The sequence below is a fragment of the Lysinibacillus sp. NPDC093692 genome, assembly GCF_050280125.1.
Taxonomy (GTDB): Bacteria; Bacillota; Bacilli; order Bacillales_A; family Planococcaceae; genus Lysinibacillus.
On sequence record NZ_JBNNUW010000010.1, the window covers coordinates 84,944 to 98,327 of the forward strand.

Here is a 13,384-nt window from a genome sequence, read left to right on the forward strand (position 1 = left end):
AGAGTGGTTACTAAGCAGTGAAATTACCATCATAACTAAGCATTACTGCAGATTTTACTCCAGGTACTTTTGTAAGATTGTCCATCAATTTTGCATCATTTTGTTTAACACGAATTTCATAGGTTGTTTCAATCTCCTCATCCGACATAATGGATTTTGATTTTAAAGCGAATTTTTTAGATTGTGCCGCAATAATGCGCTCCACTTCTTCACAAGCAAAGTCTTCTTCAAATTTCACAATTAATAAATACGGATTTTCCACAGTAATTTTGTTTACAAACACTAGTAGTACAAGACCGATTAAAACTGCGCCAATAATAACAAGCGGAATAAATCCTGCTCCACAAAGAATCCCAGAAACTATTGCCCAGAAAATATAGACTAAATCCATCGGGTCTTTAATAGGTGTACGGAAACGCACGATCGATAGCGCACCAACCATACCTAGTGATAACAGGACGTTTGAACTTATCCCCATAATTACTAGAGCTGTTGCCATTGTCATAATGAGCAACGAAATATTGAAGGAATGAGAGTAAATTACTCCATTAAAGGTTTTCTTGTAAACTGCATAAATAAAAAGCCCGACAAAAAAAGCTACAACTAATCCAATCATTGAATCTATTAATGAAAATGATGTTGTTTTCTCTAAAAAGTTAGATTTAAAAATATCATTAAATTTTATTGTATCCATTGTTCAATTCTCCTTTATTAGCCGTACATACGACTAAGCTGATATTTTGAATATGCCTCAGCACGTGTATCTACTGATTGAAGTAAGTATTTAATAAGATCCGGCAAGTACTCATCATATTTCACTTCTAAAATAACTAAGTTTGGCTCAAGTACATCCACCATCGGCAGTTTTGGATGAAACATATCTGTATTGCGGAGACTTGACTGTACCTTACTATCGAAAGTGACACGCACATTTCCAAAGGGATAGATGTAAGCCTCACGCTCGTAATCGACAACTGTCATCGGTTTCAATTGGTGATACTTCATTTCCTGATATAAATCTTGAATTAACGCTCGTTTGTCTTCCTCCATCCAAGCGATATCCCCAACGCGCATTTTTTCAAATTCCTTTTGAGATATGGCACATTTCGTTTTATACGTTACATTATTACGTTTACTTTTCCGCTCCAAATTTATAATCGCTGTGGACTTACCATACATTCGTACTCGATATTTATCTCGATTGATAAAACCCTCTTTTTTCTCATTTAGAACCTTGTTTGCAAAATTATCAAAGTATGTGCTGCGAATTAAATACTTACCATTCATCCCAGCATGCTTGTCTAACTGCATCACATGCCGAAGTTTAGTTTTTAATAATGCATAGTCCGGATAGGAGATTGCCTGTTTAATCTCCTTTCGACCGTTAGGATTAAACGAAGTAAGAGTAGGCATATAGTTCACTCCTTACATTTTTTCAATTTTGTATTGCTCTTGCTTTTCAGCTAACCAAGACGCATACTCTTCATTTATGCGCTCCTCAAGTACCGTTGCATAAACTTCATCTTTTATATCCTCTAATACTGCCTCTTCTGCCGGTACTTTATCGGTTACTTTAATAATGTGATAGCCTTCTGATGTTTGTACGATGTCGCTGATGCTACCCTTTTCAAGGCCAAATGCTACTTCCTCAAACTGCTCCTCCATTTGTCCTCGGCTAATATAGCCTATTTCCCCGCCAGCCTCATTCGTTGTTGTATCAATTGAATATGTTTTTGCTAAATCTGCAAAATCCTCACCTGCTTTTATTTTTGCTAGCACGTCTTTTGCTGTTGTTTCATCCTCCAATAAAATTTGACTGGCTACGACCTCTTCTTTTTGTCCATAGCTATCTTTATTGTCTTCAAAATATTGAGCTACTTCCTCATCTGATATGTCAACGGTTGTAGCAATAACATTTTTCGTAAGTTGATACATGTGAATATTATCCTTCACACTTTGCTCTGTCAGCCCATTTTCCTCTAGTGCTGCTTGTAAAGATTCCTCTCCGCCATACGACTCCGCTAACTCCTCATACTCTCCTTGAATAATGTCCTCAGATACAGAAACGCCCTCTTTCTTCGCCTCTAACTCAACTATTTTATTGGTAATGAGTGTATCTAGTACTTCTGTACCGTATTGTTCACGCAATGCGTCATCTAATTCAGTTTGTAAAATCTTTTCACCGTCAACCTTCGCCACATAATCGTTACTCTCACCACATCCAGCTAGTAGCATTAATAACGTAGCAGGTAAGGCGATTATTCGGAAAAACCTTTTGTTTGCGGCCATCCTTGATCCCGTCCTTTCTTTTGGTTTTCTCGTTTACAATGCCTACTATAAAGGTCTAATGTGTCAGTCAGATGTCGGCTTTAACATGCCCTTCAAAGTTTCTTACAAAGAAAAAGCTACCACGCCTTTTAGAGCGTAGTAGCCTTTTTCAATGTTATTTCAAAGCATGTTCCAGATGAATTACTGCCAATTAAGCGTAAATCACCACCTATAGATTGCGCCATCATTTTACTAAGCGATAATCCTAAACCTAATCCACGGACCGCATATTTTTTATTTTCGCCTCTATAAAAACGCTCAAAGATAAATGCTTGATCTTCTTGAGGAATACCGTATCCAGTGTCCCTTACAGTAATTAATACAGCATCCTCTTTTTCCATAAGCGCTACGGTAACGATCCCTTCCTGCATAGCCTGCTTTGCATTCGTCAATAAATTCGTAATTATTTGCTGTATTCTTACTACATCAGCCTGTACATCAACGGATTCTGCAAGGTAATCCAGTTGTATTTTTACATTTTCGTCATCTTGCATTACTTCCCACTGTGCTACGGCATCACGTAATAATTGATTAACACTTACTGTTTCAAGCTTCACGGGAATTGCATCTACCGCAAAATGATTAAAAGCTAGTAAATCGCCAACCATTGTTTTCATTTTCATCGTTTCTACTAGTGCCATTTGAATAAATTCACTAGCGTCTTGGCCTGTAACGACACCATCTTTCACTGCCTGCAATAACCCACTAATTGATGTGACTGGTGTTTTCAGCTCATGGGTGACCCCTGCTAATAACTCTGTTCGAGTCTTTTCTAATTGCTCTAGCTTATTCGCCATTTCCTTAAAAGACGTAACGAGCTCATAAATTTCTTCTTCCTTATTATTTTGAGGCAAATCAAATGTATAGTTTCCTTCTTGAACTTGCTTTGCAGCTTCGGCAACTTGTTTTATTGGATGCGCTAAACGTTTTGATAAAAAATAAATAGCCCCCCAACCTAATACGGCAAGTGCTCCAATTAGTAGTGCCAGTTGTCCATATGCTTGATTAACCTTCGTTAAATTGTCTTTCTTCTCTAAAACAAGCACCCAGCCAACTACTTTATTGTCCTTTTCAAGTTTTCGTTTTACGACATATTGGACCAACTCTTGTCCATCATTCGCTGCAGTTATTTTCTTTGTCCCCTCTTCACTATCTAGCAAGCTGGCAACGTTTTTGGCATTCCCCGGTGGCACCGGTCGATTGCTATTTACTATATTCCCTTCCTTATCTACGACATACAAAATGGGGTCAATTTCTCTCATAGTAAACCGTTCACGATTGCCAATAAAACCTGGAATACCGCCCATATGTCCATTGTTTTGACTTGAAAGATCAGTTAGGCGATATACAGTCTCGTCTGCTAAAAATTCCATCAACTCTAGTCGATTTTGAAACGCTGTATGACGAATCCACGCCGCAGAAATCAAAGAGATAATTGCTAAACCTACAAATAGCGTTAATAAATAGCGACTTGTCCAGTAGTTGAGTAAAGATATTCGCTTATTTTTTTTGAACACTTAGCTGATACCCCAATCCACGTAGTGTCTTTATTTCGCCCTCTTCCTCATCCCACTCCTTAAGTACTTTTCTGAGTCGCTTCACAGCTAAATCAACCGCTCTATCGCTACCTTCATATTCCCAGCCCCAAACTTGATCGATCAGTTGATCCCGTGTAAATGTTTGATTTGGGTGTTCTGCTAAAAATAAAAGCACAGATAAATCTCTAGGCGTTAAGACGATTTCTTCTCCCTTAAGTAGCACTCGGTGGGCTTTCATATCAATCTCTAGCTCACCAAAGCGTTTTATTTCTGCAGATTTATGACGTCCTTCAGCTCGTCTTAAAACTGCCTTTACTCTTGCCACTACCTCATCAGCTATAAATGGCTTTGCAATATAATCATCTGCCCCTTGATCAAAACCCTCTAATCGATAATTTACATCACCTAATGCCGTTAGCATGATAACTGGACTAGAGCTACATTCTCTAATTTCCTTTAGAATAAACCAACCGTTTTTTTCTGGTAACATAATATCGAGTAATACTAAATCAGGCTGAACCTTTTGAAACATATCCAATGCCTGTCCACCATTAAAACATTGCATAACATCAAAGCCTACTTTTTTCAAATATGCCTTCAAAACTTGGCTTATTGCATATTCGTCTTCTACTACTAATATTTTTGCCATGTCCTTCACCTCGTTACCAGCTCATTCGTATTTTCATTATATCATCGGTTTATGTCAGTTAAATGTCAGGAACTAGTGCGTCTGTTCATTCTTATAGCGAAGTATATTTCCATGTATGGATCCAACACTTCAAATATCGAGCTATTTACAATTTAAATCTATTGACAATGTCTTCCTAAGACAATTATCATTGATTGCGAATGATAATCATTGATAATTCATTCATATAGTAGATTTTATTAACTAAAAATGATTAGGGGGGAAAAGCATGATTATTGTTACAAATCGTATTCAAGTCAAACCGGGATTTGCTGCAAAAATGGCACCGAACTTTACAAAACCAGGTCCTCTACAACAGTTTGAAGGCTTCCATAAAGTAGAGGTACTAATTTCAACTGATGATCCGACTTATGACGAAATGAGCGTCAATATGTACTGGGAGACGAAGGAGCATTTCCAAGCTTGGCGTAATAGCGATGCATTCGCTGCGGCACATCACCGTCCTGGACAAAGCTCTGAGGGTGGAAAACCTGAAAACAGTCCAATGATCGGTAGCAAAATAGTTATAGCTGAATTAGCTTCTTCAATTGAAGCATTACGCTAACTTTTAATTTGTATCTCCTATCCTCACTATTACCGAGGAAGCGGGATAATAACTAACATATCTTCTGATTCTATCTAAAAAAAACCTGCATTTTTAAAAATGCAGGTTTTTTAATACTTTATCGCATGAAAATAACTAAAACATATCCAAGTATTGATAAACAAACCGAACCGATTAGTCCGGCAATAAACGCCTTTACACCTAATTGTTTAAATGTTTTTATGTCTACATTTAAACCTAGTCCGGCCATCGCCATCCCTATTAAAATATAAGCGGTATTTACAAATGTTTGCGCTACATTAGCTGGTACAATCCCTAACGAATTAATAGCACTCATCGCTAAAAATCCGAGAATAAACCATGGAATGATCGACAATGAAAATCCTTCCTTTTCCTGCCTCTTGTCAATTCTCCGATATAAAATACCGATGACAATGGCTACTGGTACAAGCAATGCGACACGTGTTAGCTTCACAATAACCGCCATATCAATTGCTTCATTCCCACCAGCAGAGGCTGCCGCAATAACATGAGCAATTTCATGTAAAGTGCCTCCCGCAAAAATACCATATTCAGTAGGAGTTAAGTTAAATACTGAGTATAACACCGTATAGACTAATGTGAATACAGTCCCTAATAATGCAACAATCGCTGCGCCCACTGCTGTCTCTTTTTCATTTGCTTTAATTTGAGGAGCAATAGCAACGACGGCAGCAGCTCCACAAATAGCTGTGCCACAAGCTGTTAATATGCCGAGCTTCTTATCGACATGAAATACCTTCGTTAAGCCATATACAACCAGCAAAGCAAATACTAGATTAATAAACGCAATAAGGAAGACACTCGTTCCAGCATTGTAAATATCCATTAAATTCAAACGCATACCTAATAAAATAATGCCGAGGCGTAATAATTTTTTACTTGAAAATGTGATGCCTGTTTGCCATGAATCCTGCACCTTAAAGGTTGCTCTCCAAGCCATACCTAATATAATGGCAATGACAAGCTGCCCTAATATTGAGAAGAACGGAAATGTCGAAATATACTTCGCCACTAAGGCAATAATGAGTGTCAACAATATCCCCTTCATAAACGCTGGGGCCAGGAAACTTTTTAACCTACGTTGGCCATTATCCATGTTGTTCACTTCTTTCATCCTTGATGATTATTACTTTATTAGAAAGTTAATCATCAGTAAAATACATATATATAATGGCAATTATTAATATTTCTAATGATAGGAGTGATGATATGCAGTACGATGCTTTAAAAACGTTTATCACACTGGTGGAGATCAATAATTTTACGAAAGCCTCCGAAATACTTCATATTTCACAGCCGAGTGTCAGTTTACACATTAAAAACTTAGAACGAGAATTTCAAACGACCTTGTTTATCCGTTCACCAAAATCTGTACAAATTACCCCAACTGGAGAAATTTTATATAAACGAGCTAAACAGATGCTGGCCATTGCGGAAGCAGCAAAGGAAGATATTTTAACCTATCATCATGAAATTCAAGGGACGCTTGTGATTGGGGCTAGTTTTACAATTGGCGAATATATTTTGCCTCCTATTATAGCTAGCTTACAACAGCAATTCCCTCAGTTAGAGCTTCAAGTTATTATTGGCAATACGAAAGAAATCATTCAATATACAAAATTGTTACAAGTCGATATCGGTCTTATTGAAGGACAGGCACATGACCATGAACTTATTATTCATCCGTTTATGCAAGATGAATTATTTATTGTCAGTGCGAGTAATCACCCTCTTGCAAAGGTACCAACTATTACGGTTGCGGACTTACAGCAGCAAAATTGGGTTGCACGTGAAGATGGCTCTGGCACACGTTATTACTTAGATCATTTATTTAGAGCAAACGGGCTCCAAGTACGTTCACTTCTTACTATTAGTAGTAATCAAGGTGTGAAAGAAAGCGTGATTCAAGGGCTTGGACTTTCATTACTGTCCGCTAGTGTCATTGAGCGTGAATTAAAAAATAATGATATAAAAATCTTACCTCTCGAAAATCAACATTTTACACGAACATTTTCTTATTTGTACTCACCTACAATGAAAAACAAACGCAATGTTGACACTCTTATAGAGGCATTATTAAAGAAAGCTTAGCGACTAGTAATTCGCTAAGCTTCTTGTTGTTGAAAAGCTATTATGTGTCGAAGGAAATATACTATGTGAGGTCTCACTTTAAAGTTCTTGGGTTTATACGTTTACGCTCCTGCTTTTGCTCAATAATTTCTACGAATTTCAACGCTGCTCGAGATAAAGGCACACTTTTCAAATAACACATGCCAATGCTTCGTGTTGGAATACTTTCTGTTAATGTTAGCTCATATAAAAGGCCTCGTTGCAAATAATCCTTTGAAAATTCTTTCGTTACACAGGCAATCCCTAAATTACTTCGTGCAAATTCAAGCACTAGATCATGTGAACCAAGCTCAAACTCAGGTTCAATGTGGATTCCTCTTGCAAATAAGTAATCTTCTACGTACTTTCTTGAATTTGATTTTTTCTCTAAAAAAATAAGTGGAAATTTTAGCAAATCCTCAAAGCTTATACTTTTTGAAGCCAACGTTTTGTACTTCTCACCACATACAAAAATATCTTGAACCTCCGTGCAAGTGGTTAACTGTAATGTCGGATCTTCTATCGGAAAATTACAAAGTCCTATATCAACCTCACCAGATTTAATAAAATTACAAATTTCCGAAGTCGTTCCATTTAACATTTGTAATTTTATATTTGGGTACATCGTATGAAACGCCTCTAGATAAGGCATTAAAAAGAAACGAGAAATTGTATCCCCTACCCCAATTTTCAACTGACCTGTTGTTAAATTTTTAAATTCCAGCAGCTTCTCCTCGCCAGCATCTAAAAGGCCTAATGCTGAATTTGTATATTCATACAGAAGGCTGCCCTCAGTTGTTAACGTCACCCCTTTAGGTGTGCGGTTAAAAAGGCGTGTGCCGAGCTCCTTTTCTAATTGCATCATAGCTTGGCTAACAGCTGGTTGAGTCATATATAAATCTTTAGCAGCACTTGAAAAGCTATTGTTTTTAGCAACAATACTAAAAACTCGATATAAATCTAATTTCCCTATCATATAAGCACCTCTTATAGCTATTATACAAACTATTAATTTTACTTATATCATTAAAGAGGCGTATAGTAAAACCATATTGATTTAATTTCACAATATTTAACTTTTTTCAGTAGGCGAAAAAGAATCGGCAAGGAGTTTTTTATGAAACACAGCCGGTTCCAGACGTAATTATGCCGAGGCATACTATTAATCATACATTTATCTATTAATAAGGAGAGATTATTTTGGAACGTGTAGTTGGTACAGTAGTAAGAGGTCTTCGTGGTCCAATTATTAACGAAGGCGATAATATTGAGCAAATTGTTGTTGATACAGTATTAAACGCAGCAAAGACTGAAGGCTATTCAATTGAAGATCGCGACATCGTCACAGTAACAGAATCTGTCGTAGCGCGTGCACAAGGTAACTATGCATCCATCGATGACATCGCAGCGGACGTAGCTGCTAAATTTGGTGATGATACTGTTGGTGTTATTTTTCCAATCCTAAGCCGCAATCGCTTCGCTAACTGCTTACGCGGTATTGCAAAAGGTGTAAAAAAAGTTGTTCTTATGCTTAGCTATCCATCTGATGAAGTTGGGAACCACCTAGTTGATATCGATGAGCTAGATGTAAAAGGGATTAATCCTTGGACAGATACTTTAACTGAGGCTGAATTCCGTGAGCATTTCGGCTATAAAAAACATACATTTACAGGCGTAGATTATATTGAATATTATAAAGAACTAATCGAAGCTGAAGGCGCGTCTTGTGAAGTTATCTTTTCAAACAACCCAAAAACAATTTTAGATTTTACGAAGAGCGTTTTAACATGTGATATTCATACACGTTTACGTACAAAACGTATTTTAACGGCAAATGGTGCTGAAAAAGTATACAGTCTTGATAATATTTTATCTGAGCCTAATAACGACTCTGGCTTTAATGCCGAATATGGTCTACTTGGTTCAAATAAAGCTACTGAAGATAGCGTAAAATTATTCCCACATACTTGCCAACCAATCGTTGATGGCATCCAAGCAAAGATCAAAGAAGCTACTGGTAAAACAGTTGAAGTAATGGTTTACGGTGATGGTGCTTTTAAAGATCCTGTGGGCAAGATTTGGGAGTTAGCTGACCCTGTTGTTTCTCCAGCTTTCACAGCCGGATTAGATGGCACACCAAACGAAGTAAAACTAAAATACTTAGCAGATAACGATTTTTCAGAGCTTCGCGGCGAAGAATTAAAAGCAGCAATTTCTGAGTATATCCAAAACAAAGATGAAGATTTAACTGGGCAAATGGCCGCTCAAGGTACAACGCCTCGTCGTTTAACAGACTTAATCGGCTCTCTTTCAGATTTAACTTCAGGTTCAGGCGACAAAGGAACACCGATGATTTATATCCAAGGTTATTTCGATAACTATACAAAATAACAGCTACAAAAATGAACTCCCATTATCGTTTGGGCGTTCATTTTTTATATAGTATGCCATTTTATTTTATGCGGATAACAGAAATCGAACCTATGGATCCCTATTCTCTAAAGAGACACACTGCCACCGTTTACTTCCTCATATATATTATATATTTTCCGTTTGTTTTACTTCCCTTTTCACATCATACTTATTTCAAATGATTTGGAGTCTCTTTTTCGTTTAGCCAACGTTCACTTGTTCGAACTTGATCCTTTCTCACAAACTTTTCTAAGTTCTATCAAAAATCAGCATATTGGACTGTTTTCATTCATATATATATAAAGCTCCTCTTTGGTGCGTCGACTTTGGATATTACTCTTTTGAGAATTCATACAAGCTCCCTTCGTGCGCAATATGAACCTTTCCATCCCCTCCCCCAGTATTGGAAACTCTATATTCCTGCTCATTTCCCCCATTATTACTATCGAATCCCCTCTCTCTATTTATTGTTTTTTTGATAATAACATCATATTTCTTTCATCAAAATCACAACATCAATTTTACTAAAAAACATACATTTTACCTATATTAAATACCCCTCATCCCCGTTCGATATTTGTCACATCAACAATCACAAATTGACCTTTAGCCACATTCAAACGCTCACACAAAACATAGAATACCATTCGTAATTTCTATCTTGCAGCACCTCCAAAAAAACTCTTAACGTATAGCATCCCTTGAAAGAATATGTGTGTTTTCGCTTTTCGTTAGCCCCTTAACAAACGTACTCTCCCCACATTCAGGTACCAAACTGTAAATATCACCTTCATTTTTCGCCCCCACCAAATGTCTATATCATTTACAAAAGCTCTTTTTCTGGGATTAACGACTATTCTTCTTACTTATCAATATTAATCATCAAGTTAACTTTAAAATACCGAGAATAATTTTCGATGATCTAAATGATATAGAAGAAACACTAGGTAATCACCATAACGCAAGGTTGATTCCCATTTCGACTAAGCGCTTTTCTATAGGGCATCCTATAAGCCGCTTTAGTCATAACGCTCGCTCCATAGTCTTATCTGTGACGTTGAACCCCACGGGGTCGAATAACCTCACTCAACTTATATACATAATTTCATACCAAAATTTAGGAGTATATTCATAAAAGTAACTCCTTTTCAAATAGATAAATACGGATACAAAAAAGACTGCCCCAACTTTTTCGGAGCAGTCTTTTTGTTAAAAATCTGATTTTCTTTTATAATTTTATTATATCATAAATTTACCAAAATTACTAGACTATACTTCTTTCCTAACTAGCTGTATGATAAATTTCCCGATTCTAAATAATAAATAATCCATATTGAAAGGAATGTGAGTAACATTGGAAAAGCAATATGAACGGACAGAAGAAAATCAGTATCTTGTTCTTTGTTTAAATACAGTTGGTCACAAAAAGGAGGAGTTACTACAAAAGGAAAAGGATGTTAGAAACAATGTTTTAACATTAAAGAAAACCTTTTGGGATGACGTCAGAGTGAATTTAGATACTCCTGAGGATATAGACGAAACTTATTATGCTATTAAACAACAGGCGGAGCTCTTATCCGATTCTCAACATGCTCAGCAACGTGCCATCAAGGATGTAAAAACTTATGACCGTTTACTGCAATCCCCCTATTTTGCTCGCATTGATTTTTTACAGGATGGGCAAAACGAACCTTTAAAGATTTATATCGGTGTAGCAACCTTAATGGATGAAGAGAATGAAAACATACTAATTTATGATTGGCGAGCCCCTATATCAAGTATGTATTATGATTACACCCCTGGCCCAGCCACTTATGAAACGGCGACCGACGGCATTCAAGGTGAGATGCTTTTAAAGCGGCAATTTATCATTAAGAATGGTCAATTGCAATCGATGTTTAATACAGGATTAACAATTGGTGATGACTTATTACTCGATATTCTCGCTCAAAATGCAAATGAACATATCCGCAGCATCGTAGCAACGATTCAAGCCGAACAAAATAAAATTATTCGACATGTTAACACGCCTTATCTCATCGTAGAGGGTGTCGCGGGTAGTGGAAAAACAGCTGTTGCTCTCCAACGTGTTGCTTATTTGTTGTATCATTATCGAGACCAAATTACTGCTGATCAAATTTTATTGATTACACCAAATCAGCTCTTTAATCAATATGTCCATACCGTTTTACCGGATTTAGGTGAAGATAATATGCAGCAATTAACCTTCTCCGAATATGCAACAAAACGTTTAGGTCGACAGTTCCAATTGGAATATCCTTACGAGCAATTGGAGTCAATTTTAACAGAGAAAGATGACTTGCTCTACCAAACGAAGCTTACTACTATTTCTTTCAAAGCTAGCCTCCAATATCGAGAATTGATGGACAAATATATAGAGTACCTTGCCAATGACGGTTTGCTATTTAAAAACATTGTTTTTCGAGGAGAAAGAATTATTACAGCGCAAAAAATTGCTGAGTATTTTTATTCGTTCAATGCGACAATTCCCATCCCAAATCGACTGCAGTTAGTGAAAGAATGGTTGTTACAACAATTATCGAAAATTGAAAAGACAGAACGGACGAAAGACTGGGTAGAAGAAGCTAGTGAATTGTTAGACATTGAAGAATATACAAAAACCTATAGTGATCTTTTACACGAAGGTCGCTTTTCAGAAAACTCCTTTGATGATTTTGAGCAAGAGCGCAAAAAAATAGCCATCCAAATTGTCAAAAAACAGCTCAAGCCACTTCGTCAATCTGTGAAACAATTAAAGTTCGTTCATTTGTTAGGCATTTATCGTCAACTGTTTGATATGAACAATACTATTCATCAGCAATTACAGAACTTTTTACCCGACCATTGGGAAGAAATCTGTCAACAAACGCTCCCTAATTTAACAAAGCGCATTATTTCATATGAAGATGCCGCTCCATTTTTATATTTGCAGGACAAAATAGAAGGTCAACGAACAAATACGATGATTCGTCATGTTTTAGTTGATGAAGCACAAGACTATTCTCCATTTCAGCTATTTGTATTACAACAATTATTCCCACGTGCACGTATGACTATATTAGGAGATGGACATCAAACTATCCATCCTCATACCTTTAAAAACCCTTCACTGCTGACGCCACAATTGTATGGTGAACAAGCAGAAAAAATAATATTAACGAAAAGTTATCGCTCAACAAAACAAATTATTCACCTTACTTCAAAGATTTTACATGAGGACGTAAAAGTAGAGGCCTTTAATCGAACTGGTCCCGAACCGACTATCACGATTGTTTCGAATGAAATAGATTTAATCGAACAGCTTGTCGAAAAGATTAACAGCTTGTCCCTAAATTTTGAAACAATTGCAGTCATCTGTAAAACAGAGCAAGAGTGTACGAAGGTTTTTGATCAAATGAAAGACCAAGTAGATATTCAGCTCATTACCCATCATACAAATCAATTTAAAAAAGGTATTTTACTGTTGCCTGCTTATATGGCAAAAGGAATTGAATTCGACGCTGTCTTAATATACAATGCTTCCGCAGCTACTTATTCTAGAGAAACAGAACGTAATTATTTCTACACAGCTTGTACACGAGCTATGCACGAATTGCATATCTATTCCATTAATGAGTTAACACATTTTTTAAAGCTTTAACTTATTTCAGCGAAGTTCCCAGGTGGTGAGATAAATGCGGA

At 36.7% G+C, this 13,384-nt stretch carries 11 protein-coding genes; 4 read left to right on the forward strand and 7 right to left on the reverse strand.

Going from position 1 to position 13,384, the window contains the following annotated elements; genetic code table 11:
- Positions 1-10: 10 nt before the first annotated feature.
- From ACQKN4_RS12850 to ACQKN4_RS12870, 5 genes are all read right to left on the reverse strand, one after another.
- Entirely contained in the window at positions 11-694 is a 684-nt protein-coding gene (locus ACQKN4_RS12850; RefSeq protein WP_079562417.1) for a DUF4956 domain-containing protein, read from the reverse strand.
- A gap of 17 nt (positions 695-711) precedes the next feature.
- Entirely contained in the window at positions 712-1,413 is a 702-nt protein-coding gene (locus tag ACQKN4_RS12855) for a polyphosphate polymerase domain-containing protein (protein WP_079562418.1), read from the reverse strand.
- Positions 1,414-1,425: 12 nt separating this feature from the next.
- Positions 1,426-2,289, reverse strand: a complete 864-nt coding sequence (locus tag ACQKN4_RS12860; protein ID WP_427483852.1) for a foldase protein PrsA — start codon at positions 2,287-2,289, stop codon at positions 1,426-1,428.
- A 128-nt stretch (positions 2,290-2,417) separates the two neighbouring features.
- The gene (locus tag ACQKN4_RS12865; RefSeq protein WP_079562420.1) at positions 2,418-3,845 is read right to left on the reverse strand and encodes a sensor histidine kinase; all 1,428 of its coding nucleotides are present in this window, start codon (positions 3,843-3,845) and stop codon (positions 2,418-2,420) included.
- Positions 3,829-4,515, reverse strand: coding sequence for a response regulator transcription factor (locus ACQKN4_RS12870; RefSeq protein WP_079562421.1), 687 nt, complete (start codon positions 4,513-4,515; stop codon positions 3,829-3,831). Before ACQKN4_RS12870 ends, ACQKN4_RS12865 begins: the two co-directional genes overlap by 17 nt.
- 268 nt (positions 4,516-4,783) lie before the next feature.
- Between ACQKN4_RS12870 and ACQKN4_RS12875 the strand changes: the two genes are divergently transcribed.
- On the forward strand, positions 4,784-5,119 hold the full coding sequence (locus ACQKN4_RS12875) for a heme oxygenase (RefSeq protein WP_079562422.1): 336 nt from the start codon (positions 4,784-4,786) through the stop codon (positions 5,117-5,119).
- 118 nt (positions 5,120-5,237) lie between these two features.
- Here ACQKN4_RS12875 and ACQKN4_RS12880 read toward each other — a convergent pair whose 3' ends face one another.
- Entirely contained in the window at positions 5,238-6,257 is a 1,020-nt protein-coding gene (locus ACQKN4_RS12880; RefSeq protein ID WP_079562423.1) for a YeiH family protein, read from the reverse strand.
- Positions 6,258-6,370: 113 nt separating this feature from the next.
- Between ACQKN4_RS12880 and ACQKN4_RS12885 the strand changes: the two genes are divergently transcribed.
- On the forward strand, positions 6,371-7,252 hold the full coding sequence (locus ACQKN4_RS12885; protein WP_079562424.1) for a LysR family transcriptional regulator: 882 nt from the start codon (positions 6,371-6,373) through the stop codon (positions 7,250-7,252).
- A 73-nt stretch (positions 7,253-7,325) separates the two neighbouring features.
- On the opposite strand, the gene ACQKN4_RS12890 is transcribed toward ACQKN4_RS12885, so the two are convergent.
- Positions 7,326-8,246: a LysR family transcriptional regulator gene (locus ACQKN4_RS12890; RefSeq protein ID WP_079562425.1), complete on the reverse strand. Its 921-nt coding sequence runs from the start codon at positions 8,244-8,246 to the stop codon at positions 7,326-7,328.
- 224 nt (positions 8,247-8,470) lie between these two features.
- Between ACQKN4_RS12890 and ACQKN4_RS12895 the strand changes: the two genes are divergently transcribed.
- Together ACQKN4_RS12895 and helD are read left to right on the forward strand one after the other, a co-directional pair.
- On the forward strand, positions 8,471-9,661 hold the full coding sequence (locus ACQKN4_RS12895; RefSeq protein WP_079562426.1) for a coenzyme F420-0:L-glutamate ligase: 1,191 nt from the start codon (positions 8,471-8,473) through the stop codon (positions 9,659-9,661).
- Positions 9,662-11,036: 1,375 nt separating this feature from the next.
- The gene (gene helD / locus ACQKN4_RS12900; protein WP_427483853.1) at positions 11,037-13,343 is read left to right on the forward strand and encodes an RNA polymerase recycling motor HelD; all 2,307 of its coding nucleotides are present in this window, start codon (positions 11,037-11,039) and stop codon (positions 13,341-13,343) included.
- Positions 13,344-13,384 lie beyond the last annotated feature (41 nt).